The organism is Hamadaea sp. NPDC050747 (assembly GCF_040654195.1).
Lineage (GTDB): Bacteria > Actinomycetota > Actinomycetes > Mycobacteriales > Micromonosporaceae > Hamadaea.
This window is the reverse complement of record NZ_JBFAHM010000003.1, coordinates 395963-415612: the sequence shown is the minus strand read 5'-3', so window position 1 is coordinate 415612 and position 19650 is coordinate 395963. Positions and strand designations below refer to the sequence as shown.

The 19650-nt window shown below is 69.9% G+C and carries 19 protein-coding genes and 1 pseudogene; 7 read left to right on the top strand and 13 right to left on the bottom strand.

What is annotated here, in order from left to right:
• Window positions 1-36: 36 nt before the first annotated feature.
• Window positions 37-1593, bottom strand: coding sequence for an MDR family MFS transporter (locus AB0H43_RS08290; protein WP_359998628.1), 1557 nt, complete (start codon window positions 1591-1593; stop codon window positions 37-39).
• A 210-nt stretch (window positions 1594-1803) separates the two neighbouring features.
• On the opposite strand from AB0H43_RS08290, the gene AB0H43_RS08285 reads away from it, so the two are divergent.
• A complete protein-coding gene (locus AB0H43_RS08285) occupies window positions 1804-2367 on the top strand; it encodes a helix-turn-helix domain-containing protein (RefSeq protein WP_359998283.1) in 564 nt (187 codons plus the stop codon).
• A 4-nt stretch (window positions 2368-2371) separates the two neighbouring features.
• On the opposite strand, the gene AB0H43_RS08280 is transcribed toward AB0H43_RS08285, so the two are convergent.
• The 5 genes and pseudogenes from AB0H43_RS08280 to AB0H43_RS08260 form a co-directional block, all read right to left on the bottom strand.
• On the bottom strand, window positions 2372-2587 hold the full coding sequence (locus AB0H43_RS08280) for a biotin/lipoyl-binding carrier protein (protein ID WP_359998281.1): 216 nt from the start codon (window positions 2585-2587) through the stop codon (window positions 2372-2374).
• 81 nt (window positions 2588-2668) lie between these two features.
• Window positions 2669-2926 carry a mycothiol system anti-sigma-R factor gene (gene rsrA / locus AB0H43_RS08275; RefSeq protein WP_359998279.1) on the bottom strand — a complete coding sequence of 86 codons (258 nt, stop codon included), beginning with the start codon at window positions 2924-2926 and terminating at the stop codon, window positions 2669-2671.
• Window positions 2923-3723 carry a sigma-70 family RNA polymerase sigma factor gene (locus AB0H43_RS08270; protein WP_359998277.1) on the bottom strand — a complete coding sequence of 267 codons (801 nt, stop codon included), beginning with the start codon at window positions 3721-3723 and terminating at the stop codon, window positions 2923-2925. Before AB0H43_RS08270 ends, rsrA begins: the two co-directional genes overlap by 4 nt.
• Window positions 3724-4115: 392 nt before the next feature.
• A pseudogene (locus tag AB0H43_RS08265) lies at window positions 4116-4448 on the bottom strand (WhiB family transcriptional regulator); the annotation flags it as partial.
• A 250-nt stretch (window positions 4449-4698) separates the two neighbouring features.
• Complete coding sequence (locus tag AB0H43_RS08260) at window positions 4699-5394, bottom strand: SOS response-associated peptidase (RefSeq protein WP_359998276.1); 696 nt, start codon at window positions 5392-5394, stop codon at window positions 4699-4701.
• A gap of 56 nt (window positions 5395-5450) precedes the next feature.
• Between AB0H43_RS08260 and aroA the strand changes: the two genes are divergently transcribed.
• The 3 genes from aroA (at window position 5451) to AB0H43_RS08245 (ending at window position 8130) form a co-directional block, all read left to right on the top strand.
• The gene (aroA, locus tag AB0H43_RS08255) at window positions 5451-6737 is read left to right on the top strand and encodes a 3-phosphoshikimate 1-carboxyvinyltransferase (RefSeq protein WP_359998274.1); all 1287 of its coding nucleotides are present in this window, start codon (window positions 5451-5453) and stop codon (window positions 6735-6737) included.
• 38 nt (window positions 6738-6775) lie between these two features.
• Complete coding sequence (rsgA, locus tag AB0H43_RS08250; RefSeq protein ID WP_359998626.1) at window positions 6776-7762, top strand: ribosome small subunit-dependent GTPase A; 987 nt, start codon at window positions 6776-6778, stop codon at window positions 7760-7762.
• Window positions 7763-7836: 74 nt separating this feature from the next.
• Window positions 7837-8130: a DUF2087 domain-containing protein gene (locus tag AB0H43_RS08245; RefSeq protein WP_359998272.1), complete on the top strand. Its 294-nt coding sequence runs from the start codon at window positions 7837-7839 to the stop codon at window positions 8128-8130.
• A gap of 145 nt (window positions 8131-8275) precedes the next feature.
• Here the strand turns inward: AB0H43_RS08245 and AB0H43_RS08240 are convergent, their stop codons facing one another.
• Genes AB0H43_RS08240 through AB0H43_RS08230 form a run of 3 tightly spaced genes read right to left on the bottom strand, consistent with a single transcriptional unit; the run spans window position 8276 to window position 11483 of the window.
• Window positions 8276-9760, bottom strand: a complete 1485-nt coding sequence (locus AB0H43_RS08240) for a prolyl oligopeptidase family serine peptidase (protein ID WP_359998270.1) — start codon at window positions 9758-9760, stop codon at window positions 8276-8278.
• A 56-nt stretch (window positions 9761-9816) separates the two neighbouring features.
• Window positions 9817-10482: a response regulator transcription factor gene (locus AB0H43_RS08235; protein ID WP_359998268.1), complete on the bottom strand. Its 666-nt coding sequence runs from the start codon at window positions 10480-10482 to the stop codon at window positions 9817-9819.
• On the bottom strand, window positions 10476-11483 hold the full coding sequence (locus tag AB0H43_RS08230; RefSeq protein WP_359998266.1) for a sensor histidine kinase: 1008 nt from the start codon (window positions 11481-11483) through the stop codon (window positions 10476-10478). Before AB0H43_RS08230 ends, AB0H43_RS08235 begins: the two co-directional genes overlap by 7 nt.
• Before the next feature lie 52 nt (window positions 11484-11535).
• Here AB0H43_RS08230 and hisN point away from each other — a divergent pair, with 52 nt between their 5' ends.
• The 3 genes from hisN to AB0H43_RS08215 all read left to right on the top strand — a co-directional run bounded on the left by hisN (window position 11536) and on the right by AB0H43_RS08215 (window position 14501).
• Entirely contained in the window at window positions 11536-12339 is an 804-nt protein-coding gene (hisN, locus tag AB0H43_RS08225; RefSeq protein WP_359998264.1) for a histidinol-phosphatase, read from the top strand.
• Window positions 12340-12468: 129 nt separating this feature from the next.
• Window positions 12469-13434: a hypothetical protein gene (locus AB0H43_RS08220; RefSeq protein ID WP_359998624.1), complete on the top strand. Its 966-nt coding sequence runs from the start codon at window positions 12469-12471 to the stop codon at window positions 13432-13434.
• A 119-nt stretch (window positions 13435-13553) separates the two neighbouring features.
• Entirely contained in the window at window positions 13554-14501 is a 948-nt protein-coding gene (locus tag AB0H43_RS08215) for a hypothetical protein (RefSeq protein ID WP_359998262.1), read from the top strand.
• A 13-nt stretch (window positions 14502-14514) separates the two neighbouring features.
• Here the strand turns inward: AB0H43_RS08215 and AB0H43_RS08210 are convergent, their stop codons facing one another.
• From AB0H43_RS08210 to xylA, 4 genes are read right to left on the bottom strand one after another with little or no spacing between them, the layout of a single operon-like run.
• Window positions 14515-16128, bottom strand: coding sequence for a beta-galactosidase (locus AB0H43_RS08210; RefSeq protein WP_359998260.1), 1614 nt, complete (start codon window positions 16126-16128; stop codon window positions 14515-14517).
• The gene (locus AB0H43_RS08205; protein WP_359998258.1) at window positions 16121-17086 is read right to left on the bottom strand and encodes an acetylxylan esterase; all 966 of its coding nucleotides are present in this window, start codon (window positions 17084-17086) and stop codon (window positions 16121-16123) included. The genes AB0H43_RS08210 and AB0H43_RS08205 overlap by 8 nt, the downstream gene beginning before the upstream one ends.
• Window positions 17086-18450: an FGGY family carbohydrate kinase gene (locus AB0H43_RS08200; RefSeq protein ID WP_359998256.1), complete on the bottom strand. Its 1365-nt coding sequence runs from the start codon at window positions 18448-18450 to the stop codon at window positions 17086-17088. Before AB0H43_RS08200 ends, AB0H43_RS08205 begins: the two co-directional genes overlap by 1 nt.
• Window positions 18447-19649, bottom strand: coding sequence for a xylose isomerase (gene xylA / locus AB0H43_RS08195; protein ID WP_359998254.1), 1203 nt, complete (start codon window positions 19647-19649; stop codon window positions 18447-18449). The genes AB0H43_RS08200 and xylA overlap by 4 nt, the downstream gene beginning before the upstream one ends.
• Window position 19650: the final 1 nt, after the last annotated feature.

The following is a 19650-nucleotide window of genomic DNA, read 5'->3' as shown; positions in this document are numbered from 1 at the left end:
GGGGGCGCCGAGTCTTGCGATATCCCTAGTGGACGATCACTCCACGCTGGCGAGGGCGAGCGCCGCCTCCGGCGAGTCCTCGCCAGCCTTCTGCGGACCGGCGCCCCGCAGCGGGACCTCCTTGATGAACCAGGCCAGCACCGGCACCAGCACGGCGAAGGCCAGTGCCCACCAGAACAGCCCCGACGTCGCGTACGCGATGGCGTGCTTGATGGCCTTGACCATCGGCTCGAGCTGTTCCGGCGGCAGGATCTTCGCGAGCTGGGCCATGCCCTCGGTGCCGAGGTTGCCGCCGAACTGGTCGATCTTCGCGGCGGCCTCCGGGCCGGCGCTCTGGGTCATGCTGTCGCTGAGCCGGGAGTTGAACACGGCGCCGAAGATCGACACCCCGAACGAACCGCCGATGGACCGGACGAAGGTGGCGGTGGAGCTGGCCACGCCGAGGTCCTTCATCTCCACGCTGTTCTGCGCGATGAGCAGCGTGGTCTGCATGAGGAAGCCCATGCCCAGGCCGAGCAGCACCATGTAGACCGAGGACTCGAACTTGCTGGTGTCGTCGGCGAGCCGGGTCAGCAGGAACATGGCCACCGCCATGATCGCGCCGCCGATGATCGGGAAGATCCGGTACTTGCCGGTGTTGGTGATGATCCGGCCGATGGTGAACGAGGTGACCAGGACGCCCATCATCATCGGCAGGAGCAGCAGGCCGCTGTTGGTCGCCGAGGCGCCCTGCACGGTCTGCTGGTAGAGCGGCAGGAAGGCGACCGCGCCGAACAGCGCGAAGCCGACCAGGAAGCCCATGCCGCTGACCACGCTGAAATTGCGGTTCTTGAAGATGTGCAGCGGCAGGACGGGCTCCGGGTGACGCCGCTCGACGAGCAGGAACAGGCCGAGGGTCACCAGCGCCAGCGCGCCGAGGCCGAAGATCTGCGCCGAGGCCCAGTCGTACTCCTTGCCACCCCAGGTGGTGATGAGCACGATGGCGGTGATGCTGACCCCGAGCAGGGCCGCGCCCAGCCAGTCGATCTTGTGCTCGGTCTTGCGGACCGGCAGGTGCAGGAAGAACAGCAGCATGACGAAGCCCACCGCGCCGATCGGCAGGTTCATGTAGAAGATCCAGCGCCACGAGGCGTGGTCGGTGATGAGGCCGCCGACCAGGGGACCGGCGATCATCGCGATGGCCATGATGCCGCCCATGAGGCCCTGGTACTTGCCCCGCTCCCGCGGCGGCACCAGGTCGCCGATGAGGGCGAACGCGCCGACCATCAGACCACCGGCGCCGAGACCCTGGAAGGCCCGGAAGGCGATGAGCTGGGTCATCGGGTTGACCGCGTCGTTGAGCCAGCCGAACTCGCCGGCCGCACCGGAGAGCATCGAGCCGATCATGAACAACACGACCGAGGTCAGGAAGACCTTCTTGCGCCCGTAGAGGTCGCCGAGCTTGCCCCAGATCGGGGTGGACACCGAGGTGCCCAGCACGTACGCGGTGACGACCCACGAGAGCTTGGACAGACCGCCGAGCTCGCCGACGATCTTCGGCATGGCGGTTCCGACGACCATGTTGTCGAGCATGGCCAGCATCATCGCCAGCATGATTCCCGGCAACACGAGCCGCAGGTTCGGCTTCGCGATGGATTGTTCGGGGATGGTGGACACGAGCGATGCTCCCTTGATCAGCGCTTTCGATCAGATCTGGCCAGGCTTACTTGCCGACCGGCTAGCGAACTTACTAGCCGTACGGTAAGTTGATTACCAGCCGCGCGTCAAGTGCAATGGAATTTCGGATCTCCGCGGGAGCAGAAGATGAGCGAACAGCAGGTCGAGGGCCGGGACACGCGGTCGCGTATCCAAGCCGTTGCGCTGGAGCTGTTCACTGAACAGGGCTACGACAAGACGTCCCTGCGAGAGATCGCCGAGCGGCTGGGTGTGACGAAGGCCGCACTCTACTACCACTTCAAGAGCAAGGAAGAGATCGTCGAGAGCTTCATGGGCGACCAGTCCGCCCGGATCGAGAAGCTCATCGAGTGGACCACCGAGCAGCCCCGCACACTGGAAGCGCGCAAGGAGTTCCTCCGGCGCTACGCGGACAGCATGATGGAGGTCCAGCACCACAAGATCATGCGGTTCTTCGAGCGCAACCAGGCCACGATGAAGGACCGCCGCCCGGCGAAGGACTTCCGCGGGCGGATGCAGGTCATGATCGACTTTCTCGTGGACGCCGACGCCACTCCCGGGCGCCGGCTACGCGCCTCGATGGCGCTGTTCACGCTCCACGCCTGCTGGTTCGTCCTGGACCCCGACAAGATCAGCGACGAGGAGCGGATGAAGACCGCGCTGGAGATGGCATACGAGCTGATCGAGGGCTGACGCCTCAGCCGATGACGGCGATCAGGTCGCCTTCCTGCACCACGTCGCCCTCGTTGACGGCGAGCCGGGTCAGGGTCCCGTCGGACTCCGCGATCACCGGGATCTCCATCTTCATGGACTCGAGGATGACCAGCGTGTCACCGTCGGCGACCTGGTCGCCCTCGGCCGCCACGACCTTCCAGACGTTCGCCACCATCTCCGCGCGGATCTCGTCGGCCATCGTGCCCCTCCCAGCAGCCGTCCGCCACACTGCGGACCCTGAGGGTCATCCAACCATGCCGCGAATCAGCGGGAGACTCGGTCAGGAGGTAATGCGGTCGTCCGCCACGACCAGGTCGGCGAGCTTGGCCCGCAGCCGGCGGCGGAGGTCCTCGGGCGCGTTCTCCGCCCCGCAGCAGCGGGCCACCAGCGCCTTCACCTCGGTCTCGATGCCGTACTCCCGCAGACAGGGGGAGCACTCGTCAAGATGCTGCTTGATCAGGTCACGACGCTCGTCGGAGCACTCGAGATCAAGGTAGAGGTATACCTCGTCGAGTACGTCCTTGCACTCGTCGCTCATGATGCCGTCACCTCGTCGTGATCGGCCGACGCGCCGATGATGCCGCGCTCAGCCGCGTAGCTCTCCAACATCCCGCGCAGCGCGCGGCGGCCGCGGTGCAACCGCGACATGACCGTGCCCAGCGGGGTGCCCATGATGTCGGCGATCTCCTTGTAGGAGAAGCCCTCGACGTCGGCGAGGTAGACCGCCAGGCGGAAATCCTCGGGGAGGGCCTGGAGGGCCTCCTTGACGTCGCTGTCGGGCAGCCGGTCGAGCGCCTCGGTCTCGGCCGACTTCAGCCCCGACGAGGTGTGCGACTCCGCCTCGGCCAACTGCCAGTCCGTGATCTCCTCGGTCGGAGCCTGCACGGGCTGCCGCTGCTTGCGGCGGTACGAGTTGATGAAGGTGTTCGTCAGGATGCGGTACAGCCAGGCCTTGAGGTTGGTGCCCTCTTCGAACTGGTGGAAAGCCGCGTACGCCTTGAGATACGTCTCCTGGACGAGGTCCTCCGCGTCGGCGGGGTTGCGGGTCATCCGCAGGGCGGCCGGGTACAGCTGGTCGAGGAACGGCATGGCGTCCCGCTCGAACCGTGCGCGCCGGTCTTCCGTCGACTCCGTGGTCACCCTGGCCTCGCCCTTCCGGGGCCGTGTGGTCACGGCCCGTCCCGCTGAGGATACGCGGGTGGCGGGCATGGGCGTCGCAACAACCGAAGCAGGCAGGCGGGTCATCTCGTCCGCCGCCGACTCCGTCGACCACTCGCCCGACCCGATCCGGATCTTGAGCTGGTCGTCGGGCCTCGTCTTCGTCGCTGTGCGCACTGAATCACCCCTTCGCGGAGGGATCCTGGTCAGGTCCTCCGGCCGGGACAACGCTCGGCGACCGCTGCGCATTCCATGCCGCGCCACCACCGCGGTGATGAAGCTCACGCGAGCAGCGCCTCCAGGGCAGGTGCAGGGTCAGCCAGGCGCTGGATCGGGATCAGCACCTGCGGCTCGCGAAGCTCCCGGATCTCCGGCTTGCGCTCGTGGATCTCCAGCGCCAGCTCGGTGACGACGGGTACGCCCCGGCGACGGCTCGAGGCCGACCGCTTCGTGGGGCGTACGCCCTCGCTCCGGGCCGCCTCGGCGGCGCGGGCGGCTGCCGCCGCCCACCCGGGCGCGGGAATGGTCCCCCCGACGACCGGACGGGTCGCGTCCGCCTGCTCCGCGTAGGGCTTCTCCTCGGGCTGCTCCGGCGTACGCCAGGCGACCACCATGGCCCGGCGCTCCCGGGCGGTGGTGCCACCCCAGACGCCGTGGCAGTCGCCGGCCTCCAGGGCCCAGGCCAGGCAGGCGCCCTGCACCGAACAGGTGCCGCAGAGCGCGATGGCCGCGTCGGGCGGATCGGTCGGCGCCGGGAAGAACGTCTCCGGGTCGACGGATTGACAGACTCCCCTGGTCCGCCAGGCGGTGTCAGCCTGCTGCTCAGTGGCAGCCCGCAACAGTCTCGGGTCGCGACGCGCGGCCGCGACTTCATGTGGGCGTGGAACACGCGCCCGGGTCAAATCCACCCACCTCCCCCGTGGGTCCGGTGCCTCACCGCGCTCTAAGCTGCACGGTGCAAACCATTCCGGTGCGGCTGTGAGAACCGGCACCGGCGCTGTGTTCTATCGCACAAACGCGTACGGAGACAAGGGTTCGTCTGGACATCGGCAAATTTTCTTGCCGACATTCCACCGTCAAATGGCTCTATTCAGGCGCGGTGTGTGTCCCTGCATCGATTACCGGGCGTCACCGGAGGGTGATGGGCGCCGATCAGAAAAGTAGACCGGCTTCGATCGGATCGATCAGCGCCGGCCCGTCGTTGCGGACGTCCCCCACTGCTGGCCCCACCGCTCGGATCTCGATTGTGGACAGGTAGTCGTCGCCGGCAGGGGTGAGCAGGTCGTCACTCGGCGTAGCGGAAAGCCAGTCTGACCATCGCTCCGGCGGAAGCAGCAGCGGCATGCGGTCGTGCACCTCGGCCAACGCCCCCCGCGCGGGCACCGTGATGACGCTGAAGGTCAGCAGATCCCCTTTGACGCCCCAGATCCCGCCCATCGTGAGGTCTTCCCGATTCATGTAGAACGCCTGTTTCCCGGTCGGCGACCGCGTCCACTCGTACCACCCGTCGGCGGGGACCAGGCACCGGCGACGCTCGAACGCCGAGGCGAACACCTTCGACGTGGCGACGGTCTCGGCGCGGGCGTTGATCAAGGCGCGCAGCGACTTCGCGGGCTTGCTCGGCGCGCGGGATCCGCTGCGAGGATCGGTCGCCCACGGCGGAACGAGCCCCCACCGGGCGGCCGTCAGCACCCGCGCTTCGCGGTCGGCCGAGACTCGCACGATCGGCACCTTGTCGGTCGGCGCCACGTTGTAGTCCACCGTGTCGGCGCCCTCGGTCTCGTCGAACGCCTCGAAGAGGCGGCTGAGATCGGCCGAGGAGCGCGTTGTCGCATAACGCCCGCACATGAAATTGAACCTACCCGCATGGTCCGACAGGGCCGCGAAACGGTAAGAATGAGCGGGTGACGAAGCGCGCAGTGCCCTGGACCGCACCGACCGCCATCGATCCGCTGACCGCCGTCGTCCGGTTACCGGGATCGAAGTCGATGACGGCCCGCGCGCTCGTGCTCGCCGCGATCTCCACCGGGACATCCACACTGGACAACCCGCTGCGCGCCCGCGACACCGAACTGATGGCGGCCGGGCTACGCGCGATGGGAGTCAGCATCTCGACCGTCGACGACGAGCGCTGGGTGGTCCGCCCGCGCCCACTGACCGGCTCGACCCAGGTCGACGTCGGCGCGGCCGGGTCGGTCATGCGCTTCCTGCCCCCGCTCGCCGGGCTGGCCAACGGCGCGGTCACCTTCGACGGCACCGCCCGCGCCCGGCAGCGCCCACTCAGCCCGCTCCTGACGGCGCTCCGGGAGATCGGCGTACGCCTGGATTCGAGCGCCGCGGACGGACTGCCTTTGACGGTCTACGGCCAAGGCCGCGTACGCGGCGGCGAAGTGGCCGTCGACGCCTCCCCGTCCAGCCAGCTCCTGACGGGCCTGCTGCTGGCGGCGCCCGACTTCGACCGCGGCCTGACCCTGCGGCACACCGGACCGGCCCTGCCCCGCGCCCCGCACCTGCGGCTGACGGTCCAGATGCTGCGCGCCGCCGGGGCGGCGGTCGACGACGCCACCCCGGACTCCTGGCGGGTCGAACCGGCCCGGCTCGCCGGGCGCAGCTGGCTCATCGAGCCCGACCTGGCCACGATCGCCCCGTTCCTCGCGGCCGCCCTCGTCGTCGGCGGGCGCGTCACCGTGCCCGGCTGGCCACGCAGCACGCTGCAGGCGGGGCACCGGCTGCGCGCGGTGCTGACCCGGATGGGCGGCTCGTGCCGGCTGACCGAGAAGGGCATGACCGTCCGGGGCGGGCCGCAGATCCACGGAATCGACGTCGACCTGCGGGACCAGGCCGAACTCACCCCCGTCGTCGCGGCGCTGGCCAGCCTGGCCGACTCGCCGTCCACCCTGCGCGGGCTGGCCCATCTGCGTACGCAGGAGAACGACCAGATCGCCGCCCTCGCCCGGGAGCTGGCGGCGCTCGGGGCCGGGGTCGTCGAGCACGAGGACGGGCTCGCCATCGAACCGCGTCCGCTCACCGGGACGGTCTTCGAGACCTACGACGACCACCGCATGGCGCACGCGGCCGCGCTCCTGGGCCTGCGGGTCCCGGGAGTCGTCCTGAGCGATGTGGCGTGTACAGCCAAGACGCTCCCGGATTTCCCGGCACTATGGAGTGCCATGGTGGGTGCTAGCTCTTGACGGCCAAACGGCGCGAGTACGACGAGGACGATGTCCGCATCCGGGCCACGCGGGGGTCCCGGCCCCGGACGCGTACGCGGCCCAAGCACGACGACGCGATCGAGGGCTTCGTCGTCGCGGTGGACCGGGGCCGGTACACGGTGGACGGGCCGGACGGGACGACCGTCACCGCGATGCGCGCCCGCGAGCTGGGCCGTAAATCGGTCGTCGTCGGCGACCGGGTGGCCCTCGTCGGCGATGTCAGCGGCAGCCCCGGCGCGTTGGCCCGGATCGTGCGCATCGCCGACCGCGAGAGCGTGCTGCGGCGTACGGCCGACGACGACGAGACGACGACCGAGGGCCGGATCGAACGAGTCGTCGTCGCCAACGCCGACCAGCTCGTCATCGTCAGCTCGCTGTCGGACCCGCCGCCCCGGACCGGTTTCATCGACCGGTGCCTCGTCGCGGCGTACGACGCCGACATCGAACCGATCCTGCTGCTCACCAAGTCCGACCTGGCCGCGCCGAACGAGATCCTCGACTACTACGCCGCCCTCGACCTGCCGCACCTGCTCACCGGACCGGACTCCGACCTGACCCCGGTACGCAAAGAGCTGGCCGGCCACGTGTCGGTCCTCGTCGGCCACTCCGGTGTGGGCAAGTCGACCCTGGTCAACCGGCTCATCCCGGGGACCGGACGGGCGGTCGGCGAGGTGAGCGCCATCGGCAAGGGGCGGCACACCTCGACGAGCGCGGTCGCCCTCAGGCTGCCGCCGATCGGGAAGTCCCGCAAGGACCCGGGCTGGATCATCGACACCCCCGGCGTACGCAGCTTCGGGCTGGCCCTCGTCAGCGCCGACAGCGTCCTGCACGGCTTCCCCGACCTCGTGGAGGGGACGGTCGACTGCCCGCCCAACTGCGATCACCTGCCCGGCGCGGAGTGCGCGCTCGACGCGTGGGTGGCGGCGGGGCACGCCGACGAACGGCGGCTGGCCTCGTTCCGGCGGCTGCTCGCCTCGCGTACCAGCACCGACCTCGACACCTAGCCGACGTCCCGGATAGCGGCACACGCGCGAAAACCTGCGCGACTCCGCGACCGGCCCCGGGTAGGTTCGGAAAGATGACGGAGCAGGTGGACGACGAGCGGCGGCGGGAGGCCGTGCTGCGCACGTTCTTCGGTCCGGACGGTCGCCTGGTCGGCATGCCGGCCCGGATGGGCAAACGGCGGTTCGTCCTGGAGCAGATCGCGTACGCCTTCGAACCGGGCGTGAAGTACACCGAGATCGAGGTCAACGCGATCCTGCGGGCGTTCTGGGACGACTACGTGACGGTGCGGCGGTATCTGATCGACGCCGGGCTGCTCGGCCGGGAACAGGGCTTGTACTGGCGTACCGGGGGCTACGTCGACATCTAGTCTGGCCGGACGACGCCCACTGGATCAGGGATCCGGGTCGAATCTTGCCCCAAGATTCGACCGAGAACCCTGATCCAGCCCGGATCATGCGGAGCGCGAGCGAGGGCGGCGGGACGCGAGCGAGGGCGAGGACGGGAGCGGGGCGTCAGGGCAGGAGCAGGCCCAGGCCGAGGGCGTACGGGATGAGCAGGACGCCGCCCGCCAGCACCGCACCCAACCGCACCGACGGCGCCGACCGGAATGCCAGCGCGACCAGGACGCCGCAGGTCAGCGCGACGGCGAGGCAGACCCGGGCCAGCAGCCACACCAGCGGCTGTCCGAGGAAGGCGGCGTGCACCGAGGTTCCGCCCGAGGCGACCACGAAGATGGCGTACGCCGTCCCCAGCAGCGTCGCGGCCAGCCCGGCGAGCACGAGCAGCCGAGCGGGCACCGCTCCGGCCGGCCGGCCCCGGCGACCCCGCAGCCGCCGGACGACTGCCGTCACCGGCCAGCTGAGCAGCACCAGGAGCAGCAGGGCGAACAGGCCGAAGCCGAGGACGCCGACCGGTTCGATCGCCGCCGACGTCGTCCGCTGCGTCGGCACAGCGTCGATAGTGGACGGATATCCCGCCGCGATCCACGAGGTCATCAGGCCGGCGTACCCGGGGCTCAACTCGCCCATCACGAAACCGCCCACGGTCGGCCCGCCGACCCGGTCGAACCCGTTCGTGGTCACTCGTGCCGCGTGACTGCTGCCGGGCAGGATGCGGATGCTGACGCTCGGGCTCGCGATCAGCTCCCGCCGGAAGATCGCGGCGCTCTCCGCCGGGGGCACCAGCAGGTCCCGCTCGCCCCAGATCGCCAGGACCGGCTGGTGGATCGCACGCAAAACCTCCACCGGATCGTGCTTCGCTTCCGGGAACTGGTCCAGGCCCACGGCCAGCCCCATTCCCGAGGCGACCAGCTCCGCGGCGGTGGCGTCCGCGACGCCGTTGCCGGCCAGCCGGTTGTTCAGGTTCCACGCCTGGGTACGCGCAGGGCTGAGCCCGGAGCCGCCGATGGTGATGAGGAAGGCGACGTCGCTGGAGCGCGACGCCGCCAACGGCGCCACCCACCCGCCTTCGCTGAGTCCCCAGAGGCCGACCTTGCCGGGGTCGACGTCGGGCAGCCCGCGGAGCAGCGCGACCCCGGCGAGCGCGTCGTTCGCGAGGTCGCCGTAGTCACGGTGGCTGCGGTCGTAGTCCGACCGCTTGTCGTAGATCAAGGTCACGATCCCGGCGCGGGCGAAGACCTCCGCCTCCTGGGCCAGCTGCGGCCGGACGGCGTTGCCGGAGCCGTGCACGAGCACGATCCCCGGATGCTTCACCGTCGTGCCGGCGGCGGCGGTCTGGCCGGCGGCGGTCTGGCCGGCGGCGGTCTGGCCGGCGGCGGTCTGGCCGGCGGCGGTCTGGCCGGCGGCGGTCTGGCCGGCGGCGAGGCGTACGACGGAACCGTGCAGCACGGTGTCGCCGTTGGTGAACGACACCTCGGTGGCGGTCAGGCCCGCCGGGGCGGCGTACGGCGGAATGGGACCCGACGGACCGGCGTACGCGCCGACGCCGGGCACCAGCACCGCGACCAGGGCGGCGAGGACGAGAAGAAGCTTTCGCATGGGACGTAGCCTCGCGAGAACGCCGGCCTCGGACATCGCCGACGAGAGGGAGAGCGCTACTCCCCCGCAGTGATGAGACCCGACTCGTACGCCGCGATCACCGCCTGCACCCGATCACGCAGCCCCAGCTTGCTCAGGACGTTGCTGACGTGTGTCTTCACCGTGTGCTCGCTGACGAACATGGCGGCGGCGATCTCCGCATTGGACAGTCCCCGGCCGAGGTGGACGAGTGTCTCCCGTTCCCGGTCGGTGAGACGATCCACCAGCGTGGGGACCGGCCGGGAAACCCCTCGGCGGAGCACGTCGTCGATGAGCGTACGCGTCACCGCGGGGGCCAGCAGGGATTGTCCCGCGTGCACCACCCGGACGGCGTGCACCAGGTCGTCCCGGCGTACGTCCTTGAGCAGGAACCCGCTCGCCCCCGCCCGCAACGCGTCGAAGACGTACTCGTCGGAGTTGAACGTGGTCAGCATGATCACGCGGGTCGCCGACGTGGCACAGATCCGCCGGGCCGCCTCGATGCCGTCCAGCAACGGCATGCGGATGTCGAGCAACGCCACGTCCGGGGCGTACTCGGCGACCGCCTGCACCGCGGCCGCGCCGTCGGGCGCCTCCGCCACCACTTCGATGTCCGGCTGGGCCGACAGGATCATCGCGAACCCCGCCCGCACGAGCTCCTGATCGTCGGCGATCACGACGTTGATCTTCGGTTGGCTCAGCATGAGAACACCGCCACGACTCGGAAACCTCTGCCCTGCTCGCCCGCTGCGACGACGACGTGCCCGCCGACCGCGCCGACCCGTTCCCGCAACCCGGTCAGGCCGTGCCCGGCCGCCGAATCCCCGCCGCCGCGGCCGTCGTCCTCGACGCTCACCCGCAGACCGCTCGACCAGTCCAAGGTCACCTCCGCCGAGGTCGCCTGCGCGTGCTTCACCACGTTGGTCAGCGCCTCCTGCACCAACCGGTAGACCACCACCTGCACCTCCGACGGCAGCGGGCGTGGCCGGCCCTGTTCGGTCAAGCGGACCGACAGTCCCGTGCGCTGCGTTGTGCGTACCAGCTGGTGAATGTCCGCGAGCTGCGGGGGCGGCTCGCGGAGCGCGCTCACCGCGGCCCGCAACTGGCCCATGGCCTCGCGCCCGCTCGCGGAGATCGCGTCGAACGCGGCCTCGGCGCGGCCCGCATCGGTCCGCGCGACCGCCGCGCCACCCTCCGCCTGGACGATCATCACGCTGAGCGAGTGGCCCAGGATGTCGTGGAGATCGCGGGCTATCCGGGTCCGCTCGGCCTGCGCGGCCATTTCCTTGCGGGTACGCCCAAGGGCGCCGATCGCGTAGGCGGCCGACCAGGTGGCCAGCTCGCGAACGGCGGTGTTGACCGAGCCGATGACGCTGAGCGCACCCACCACCGTCCCCACGACGCACAGGACACGCTCGATTCGCCCCGCTTGATAGGCGACCGTGTAGAAGATCACCAGCGGGCCGTACCAGATGGGCTGCGGCGGTCCGGCGTCGACGGCCGCGTAGGCGGCGATGCCGACGGCCGCGACCGCGAGACTGAGGCCGGGCTGCCAACGCCTGGTCAGAGCAGGTAACGAGGTGACCAGAACCGGCCAATAGATCCACTCCTCGCCCGGCGGCCGGCTGACGAAGACGTATGGCGCCGACTGCGCGAGCAGCACGACGAGGGTGAGCCCGACGTCGGTGAACCATCGCCGTCGCATAGGACGCGAGACTAGAGCACCGTTGGCGGCGGTGATCGGATAGGTTCTGCGCATGGCCCGGTACGCCGACGATCTCGCTCTCGCCCACGTGTTGGCCGATACGGCCGATTCGCTGGCAATGTCCCGATTCCGGGCACTCGACCTGCACGTGACGAGCAAGCCGGACCTGACTCCGGTCAGCGACGCCGACACGGCGGTCGAGAAGGCCCTGCGCGCCACCCTCGCCCGCACCCGGCCCCGGGACGGCGTCCTCGGCGAGGAGTACGGCTCGACCGGGGCGACCGGCGCCCGGCAGTGGGTCATCGACCCGATCGACGGCACCAAGAACTACATCCGGGGCGTGCCGATCTGGGCCACGCTGATCTCCCTGATGGAGGGGGACGAGCCGGTCGTCGGCCTGGTCAGCGCGCCGGCGCTCGGCCGGCGCTGGTGGGCGGCCCGGGGGCTGGGCGCGTTCGCCGGTCGCCACCAGGCGGCGGCCACCTCGATCAAGGTCTCCGGCGTCAGCCGGCTCGCCGACGCCAGCTTCTGCTACTCCTCGCTCGAGTCGTGGGAGCAGACCGGGCGGCTGGCCTCGATGCTCGACATCATGCGCAAGTGCTGGCGCTCCCGGGCATACGGCGACTTCTATGGATATATGCTCCTGGCCGAGGGCGCTCTGGACATCATGGTCGAACCTGAGCTTTCGCTGTGGGACATCGCCGCGCTGATCCCGATCGTGACCGAGGCGGGAGGGACGTTCACCGATCTCACCGGCCGTCCGGGACCGGGCGGCGGCAGCGCGATCGCGACCAACGGCAAGCTCCACACCGACGTCCTCGGCAAGCTGACGCCCGGCGGCCTGCGCGCGCTGTGATCGCGCTGTCACCCTCGTGAGCTGGGTTTCCGCGATTCGAATCATCCTGGAGGCGCAGTTGGGCGGAGTCGACCCTTAGGGGTTTACCATCGCTGGGTGATGTCCTCAGGGTGGTGGTTCCTCGCGGCGATGATCGTCGCGTACGGCGTGGCCAACCTGCTGCAATCGATCGCCGCCTCGCGGACGACCATGCATCACACGCTCGACCCCGGCCTGCTCGTCCGGCTCCTCGGGCACCGGATCTACCTCTACGGCATCGGCTGCCAAGTCCTCGGCTTCTTCCTCGCCCTGATCGCCCGACGCGACCTGCCGCTGTTCCTCGTCCAAGCCAGCGTCGCCGCCGGCCTCGGCGTGACCGCCGTCCTCGGCGTCGTCGTGCTGAAATGGCAGCTCCCCAAGAGCGAGATGCTGCTGCTGGCCGCACTCGTGCTCGGCATCGGCGGCCTGGTCATGGCGGCCGAACCGGCGCCCTCCCGGCCGCTCGGGCTGGTCGGCAAAATCAGCCTCGTCCTGGCCCTCCTGATCATCGCCGGAGCCGGTTTCTTCGCCGTACGCGTCAAGGGCGCACCCGGCAGCGTCGTGCTCGGCGCCCTCTCCGGCCTCGGCTTCGCCTGCGCCGCCGTAGCCGCCCGGCCACTCGCCTCGTCGCACTCGGTCTTCGAGTTCGTCAGCAGCCCGCTGCTCTACCTCGTGATCGCGCACTCGCTGAGCGCACAACTCCTCCTCGGCCTGGCCATGCAGCGCGGCTCCACCAACGCCGCCGTCGCCGCCATGGACGCCGCCGGGGCGGTCCCCGCCGCCGTGGTCGGCCTGCTCCTGCTCGGCGACCGCATCCGGCCCGGCCTGACCTGGCTGGCCGCCCTCGGCTTCCTCGTCACCCTCGGCTCGGTGATCGCCCTGACCCGGTACGCCGAACCCCAGGCCCGCACCTCCGAAGAGCACGACACCCCGATCGCCGAGCCGTCCGACGTCGTCTCGCACCGGCACCCCACTCCGCATACGCGGCCGGTGCGGCCCGTGGTGAACGGGCACACTCCGCTCATGGACCTGCCTACGCGGGAGTATCCCGCTTTGTCGGAATCCTCCGGCCGCTAGCACCCTCGCCGGTTGATCTTGAATGGTTTTCGTCGCTATGGCTACGTCTTCTATTCAAGATCAACCGCTGCTGTCCACAGCCCCTACCGCCACCCAAGCCGGGCGCGCACAGTGTCGCGGTGCGGATACCACGTGAGGACGACTCACCCCTGGATTGGTTGCTCTTCGAGCAGAGCGGAGTGATCTCCGCCCGGCAAGCCGAGCGTCTGCTCTCCGCCGGTCGCGTACGCCATCTGATCGCCGGCGGACGCTGGCGACGGATCTGCCGCGGCGTACTGGTGGCAGGAGACGGTCCGCTCACGCCGGAGGCGCACTGGTGGATCGCAGTCCTCGCCGCCGGCAGCGCCTCGGTGTTGGCCGGTCTGGCTGCCGCCCGGGCTGGTGGACTGGCCGGACGCTGGCCGAGGCGTGAGGTGATCGATGTCCTCCGCCCGGCCACCCGAGCCGCGCCTGCCCTCCTCCGCCGCATGCCGATCGAGATGCCGGCCGTGAAAGTTCACCGCACGACGAGGCTGCCGGTCGAAGATCGCCACATCGGCCGCCCTCATCGCACCAGCATGGCCCGGTCGCTCCTGGATGCGGCGTCCTGGTCGCTCACCGACCAGGACGCCGTCTCGATCTTGGCGGCGGGATGCCAGCAGCGGCTTGTCCTCCCCGCCGAAGTACGCGCAGCCGCCGACCGGTTTCCGCACTGCCACCGGCATGCCCTGATCGTCGCGACGCTGGACCTCGCCGAGCTGGGCGCGACGAGCCCGGCCGAAATCGGGTTCCTCGACTTGTGCCGTCGGCATCGACTGCCGGAACCGCAACTCCAGGTGAAGCGACGAGACGCGAGCGGCCGTACGCGCTACCTGGACGCGTACTTCACCGAGTTCCGGGTGCACGTGGAGATCGACGGCGCGCAGCACATGGACGCCCGAGCGTGGGCGGCCGACATGATCCGCCAGAACGATCTCTGGGTCAGCGGCGATCGGATCTTGCGCATCCCCGCATTCCTCATCCTGATAAGTCCGGAGGAGGTGGTACGCCAAGTGATCGCCGCCCTGCGGGCTGCCGGTTGGTCTTGAACAGGAAACGTCGCTATGGCAGCAGTTTCTGTTCAAGATCGATGATGTCGAGGGACGGGATGTAGGTGACGTTCGGGCGCGCCCCCGCCGCCGTAGGCGCGAGGGTGTCGAGCCAGGGCGAGAAGTCCCGCTCGACGATGGTGGCGCCGATGAGGTCGGCCAGCGAGTCGGGGGTCGTCCGAGCGTGCTCGTCCACGAGCCCGGTTCCGGCTGTGATCACGAGCCGACCGGCGTAGGACCGTAGCCACTCGTGGGCTGCGGCGGACATGAGGTACAGCGCCGGCACGACGACCATGCGGTACGCGGAAAGCGGGGCGCCGACGGGGATCACGTCCACCGGCCCGCCGGCCGAGGAGGCGAGCGAAGTGTGCCAGGACTGCACGAGCGACGTGTAGTCCACGCGAGTCGGCAGATGCGGGCTCTGCCAGGCCCACATGCTCTCCTCGTCGTAGACGACCGCCACGTCCGCGGAGACGACGGACGGAGTGCGTCCCACCAACGACGCGCCCAGGTCGACCGCTTCGGACGTCACGGCGGAGGAGAAGCCGACCAGGGCCGGGTGCCATTGCTCGGCGCCACCCCGGGAGGCGCGCCATTGGAAGTACATGATCCCGACGGCTCCCCGGTCGAGATACACCGATGCCACGGAGGACAGCGACTCGGCGGAACGCCGCAACCCGGAAGAAGAGTGCGTATAGCCGGGTGCGTGCTCCATCAAGAGCCAGCGGCCGTCGGGGTGACCGGCCGCCCGCGCCCAGCCTCGGGCCTTGTCGGCGGAGAAGGCGCGGCCGGCGAGGTCCGGCGGGTAGTCGTCGATCGCCACCAGGTCCACGAAAGAAGACCAGCGGGCATGGTCGACGGGCACCCAGTCGCCGAGGACGAAGTTCGTGGTGACCGGCACACCGCCGGACGAACCGGCGAGAACGGCCTTCTGGTCCAGGTAGTGCCGGAGGAAGGAGTCGGAGAGGAACCTGCGATAGTCGAGTTCCTGCGCCGGATTTCGCAGGTACTGGGTGGCCCGCGGTGGCTCGATCTCGTCCCAGCCGGCGTACCGCTGCGACCAGAAGTCGGTGCTCCACGCGTCGTTCAACGCATCCACAGTGGAATATCGGGAACGGAGCCAAGCCCGGAACTCCGACGCGCAGTGCGAGCAGAAGCACCAGGTGCCGTACTCGTTGTGCACGTGCCAGAGGCGAAGCGCCGGGTGCCTACCGTAGCGGGCGGCCAGCTCCGACGCGATCCGCACACTGGCCGCCCGGTACGCCGGAGCGTTGACGCAATAGGTGTCCCGCGACCCGTGCGTCAGGCGTACGCCGTCCCGCGTGACCGGCATCGAGTCCGGGTAACGGCGGGTGAACCAGGGCGGAGGTGAGGCGGTCGGGGTGGCCAGGCACACTCCGATCCCCGCCTCGTGCAGCCCGTCCAGGACCTCGTCGAGCCACGCGAAGTCGAACGTGTCCGGCGTGGGTTGCAGCCGCGACCACGAGAACACCCCGACCGTGACGAGGTTGACCGACGCCTCCCGCATCAACGAGAAATCGTCAGCCCACACCGACGCGGGCCACTGCTCCGGGTTGTAGTCACCCCCGAAACTGAGCCCGCCGGAAGAACCGCCTCCGTCAAACACGAGAAGAAAGCCAGGTAGCGTGCTCGACGGACTGGTCGTAGCTGCCGCCCTCGTGCCCGTTGAAGCGGTACACCCGGATGTCCTTGTCGGCCGAGTTCCACGCGTTGTAAGCGGCGAAGACGGTCGACGGCGGGCAGATCTGGTCCATCAACGCGGTGGAGAACAGCGCCGGAGCGGTGGCCCGCCGGGCGAGGCTCACTCCGTCGAAGTAGGACAGCGTCCGGTAGACCTGTTCCTCCTCCCGGCGGTGCACCGTGAGATAGCGCGCGATCTCGGCGTACGGGTCGGCGTCGGTGAGCCCGATCGCCCGTTCGAAGTGGCACAGGAACGGCACGTCCGGCAGCGCGCCCACCAGACCGCCGACGAGACCCGCGGCCGCGATCGTGATGCCGCCGCCCTGGCTGCCCCCGCCGACGGCAACCCGGGTGCCGTCGACACCGGGTGCCACCTGAGCGGTTTCGATCGCGCGTACGGCGTCGGTGTAGACCCGGCGGTAGTAGTACTCCGCCGGGTCTAGGATGCCGCGGGTCATGAAGCCGGCGTGCTGCGGCCCCGAGCCCACGGGGTCCGGGGTGTGCCCGATCAGCCAGCCGCTGCCCTGCCCCCGGGTGTCCATCATGAGATGGGCGTACCCGTAGTTCGGCCAGCCGATCTGCTGTTGCGGGATGCCCCGGCCACCGTTGTAGCCCTGGTACTGCACCACGATCGGGAACGGCCCGTCACCGTGGCGAGGCACGGTCAGCCACGCCTTGATCGGGTGGCCGCCCCAGCCCCGGAACGTCACGTCGTACGAGGTGACCATGGTCAGCCCGGTCTCGACCTGCTCGAACACCGGATCCAGGTCGAAGGCTCGCGCCTCCTTCAAGGTCGCCGCCCAGAACTCGTCGAAGTCGGCGGGCTCGGCGACGTCGGGACGGTAGTCCCGCAGGGATTCCAGAGACAGGTCGAAGAAGGCCACTACATGCGCTCCAGGGTGAGGTCCCGGGCGGCGGCGTACCGCGCCCGGACGGAGGGGTCGGGATCGGCTTCGTAGACGTCCACACCGGACAGCGACCACGTGGGGCGCTGCCCGGTCAGGGCCCACGCCGCCTGCCGCGCCGCACCGTCGGCCACGTATTCGCCGGCCGGGGGCACCGCGACCGGACGACCGAACACGGCCGGTGCGATTTCGCGTATCGCCTGATTGCGAGCGGCACCGCCGATGAGCAGCACGCGCCGCACGGCCAGGCCTTGCGCGACGAGCGCGTCGAGGCCGTCGGCGAGCCCGCAGAGCAGGCCCTCCACCGCGGCCCGCGCCAGATGCGCGGACGTGGACGTGCCCAGGGTGAGGCCGTGCAGCGAACCGGTCGCATCTGGGCGGTTGGGGGTTCGCTCGCCTTCGAGATAGGGCACCAGCACAAGCCCGTCAGACGACGTCGACAGCGCGAGTGAAGCCAGCTCAGCGTGGGACACTCCGAGCAGTGACGCGGTCGCGTCGAGCACTCGCGCGGCGTTGAGCGTGCAGACCAGCGGCAGGTAGTGCCCGGTCGCGTCGGCGAACCCCGCCACGATGCCCGACTCGTCGCTGGCAGCCACGGTGGACACTCCGAACACCGTGCCCGACGTGCCGATCGACACCACCACGTCGCCCGGCTGCGCGTCCAGGCCCAGCGCGGCCCCGGCGTTGTCGCCTGCGCCCGCGCCGAATCGGCCTACCCGGTCCGCGGGCCCCAGGACCCGCGGGACGATCACGCTCCGTCCGAAGCCATGTTCCAACAGCTCCATCTGGTACGCGTTGAGCCGGGGTGACCAGTACCCGGTCCCGGAGGCGTCGGACCGGTCGGTGACCAGATCCGCCAGATCCGTGGAGCCCGACTGTTTCCAGGTCAGCCAGTCGTGCGGCAGGCACACGGCGGCCACGCGGGCCGCGTTCTCCGGCTCGTGCGTGGCGAGCCATCGCAGCTTGGTGACCGTGAAGGAGGCGACCGGCACCGAGCCGGTCGCCTTCGCCCACGTCTCGGCCCCCAGCTCGGTGACCAGATCCGTCGCGGCCGCAGCCGAGCGGGTGTCGTTCCAGAGCAGCGCCGGGCGGACCACCTCGCCGGAGTCGTCGAGGCAGACCATGCCGTGCTGTTGCCCGGCGATGCTGACCGCGTCGACGTCGTCGAGGCCGCCGGCCTGGCCGATCGCGCTGGTGAGCGCGTCGAACCAGGCCGACGGGTGGACCTCCGTGCCGTCCGGGTGAGCCGCGCGGCCCTCCCGGACGAGCACACCGGTGTCGGCGTCGCGAACGACCACCTTGACCGACTGCGTCGACGAGTCGACGCCGGCGACCAGGGTCATTGCCGGGGAACGCTTGCGTGAGCCGCCGGGAGTGCAGTCCGTGCCCCCAGAACGTGTTCGACCATGAGCTGGGTCAGCTGCACGAAGTTGGCACCCCGGGCGCCGGCCGCGTCCGGGTCGAAGTCGGCGTCGCTGGCCATGAGGTCGGCGACCGTCTCCCCCGCGCCGAGGGTCGGCGTGTTCAGCTCGTTGACGCGGGCGTTGGCCAGCGCCTCCTGAACCTCGGGGTCGGCACGGAACGCGGCCGCCCGATCCCGCAGCAGGGTGTAGGTCTTCATGTTGGCCGCCGCGCTCGCCCACACGCCCTCGACGTCCTCCGTACGCGCGGGCTTGTAGTCGAAGTGCCGCGGTCCGTCCCAGGCCGGCGAGCCGTCGGGGCCACCGAACTCGAGCAGGTCCACCAACGAGAACGCGTTGAGCAGGTCTCCGTGGCCGAAGATCAGGTCCTGGTCGTACTTGATCCCGCGCTGGCCGTTGAGGTCGATGTGGAACAGCTTGCCGTGCCACAGCGCCTGGGCGATGCCGTGCGTGAAGTTGAGCCCGGCCATCTGCTCGTGCCCGGTCTCGGGATTGAGCCCGACCCGGTCCGGGTGCTCCAGCTCGTTGATGAAGGCGAGCGCGTGCCCGAGCGTCGGCAGCAGGATGTCACCACGCGGCTCGTTCGGCTTCGGCTCGATGGCGAACCGGATGTCGTAGCCCTGCTCGATCACGTACGAGGTGAGCAGGTCCATGCCCTCCTTGTAGCGGTCGAGCGCGGCCCGGATGTCCTTGGCCGCATCCGACTCCGCACCCTCGCGCCCGCCCCACAGGACATAGGTACGCGCACCCAGCGACGCGGCGAGGTCGACGTTGCGGATCACCTTGCGCAGGGCGAAACGGCGTACCGACCGGTCGTTGGCGGTCAGGCCGCCCTCCTTGAACACCGGGTGCTTGAAGAGGTTGGTGGTCGCGTGCGAGACGAACATCCCGGTCTCCGCGAGCCCCTTCCGCAGCCGCTCGATGTGCCGCTCACGCTCGGCGTCGGAGCTGCCGAACGGGATCACGTCGTCGTCGTGGAAGCTGACTCCGGCCGCGCCGAGCTCAGCGAGCTTGTAGATGCTCTCGACCGGGTCGAGCGCCGGACGCGTGGCGTCGCCGAACGGATCGTTGGCCGGCCAGCCGACGGTCCAAAGGCCGAAGGTGAACTGGATCTGGGACATG

Bases quoted from the DNA above. Each gene is read 5' to 3' on its own strand.
- AB0H43_RS08290 (WP_359998628.1), bottom strand. From the start codon at position 1,593: ATGCTGGCGATGATGCTGGCCATGCTCGACAACATGGTCGTCGGAACC.
- AB0H43_RS08285 (WP_359998283.1), top strand. From the start codon at position 1,804: ATGAGCGAACAGCAGGTCGAGGGCCGGGACACGCGGTCGCGTATCCAA.
- AB0H43_RS08280 (WP_359998281.1), bottom strand. From the start codon at position 2,587: ATGGCCGACGAGATCCGCGCGGAGATGGTGGCGAACGTCTGGAAGGTC.
- rsrA (WP_359998279.1), bottom strand. From the start codon at position 2,926: ATGAGCGACGAGTGCAAGGACGTACTCGACGAGGTATACCTCTACCTT.
- AB0H43_RS08260 (WP_359998276.1), bottom strand. From the start codon at position 5,394: ATGTGCGGGCGTTATGCGACAACGCGCTCCTCGGCCGATCTCAGCCGC.
- AB0H43_RS08245 (WP_359998272.1), top strand. From the start codon at position 7,837: ATGACGGAGCAGGTGGACGACGAGCGGCGGCGGGAGGCCGTGCTGCGC.
- AB0H43_RS08240 (WP_359998270.1), bottom strand. From the start codon at position 9,760: ATGCGAAAGCTTCTTCTCGTCCTCGCCGCCCTGGTCGCGGTGCTGGTG.
- AB0H43_RS08235 (WP_359998268.1), bottom strand. From the start codon at position 10,482: ATGCTGAGCCAACCGAAGATCAACGTCGTGATCGCCGACGATCAGGAG.
- AB0H43_RS08230 (WP_359998266.1), bottom strand. From the start codon at position 11,483: ATGCGACGGCGATGGTTCACCGACGTCGGGCTCACCCTCGTCGTGCTG.
- hisN (WP_359998264.1), top strand. From the start codon at position 11,536: ATGGCCCGGTACGCCGACGATCTCGCTCTCGCCCACGTGTTGGCCGAT.
- AB0H43_RS08220 (WP_359998624.1), top strand. From the start codon at position 12,469: ATGATCGTCGCGTACGGCGTGGCCAACCTGCTGCAATCGATCGCCGCC.
- AB0H43_RS08200 (WP_359998256.1), bottom strand. From the start codon at position 18,450: ATGACCCTGGTCGCCGGCGTCGACTCGTCGACGCAGTCGGTCAAGGTG.
- xylA (WP_359998254.1), bottom strand. From the start codon at position 19,649: ATGTCCCAGATCCAGTTCACCTTCGGCCTTTGGACCGTCGGCTGGCCG.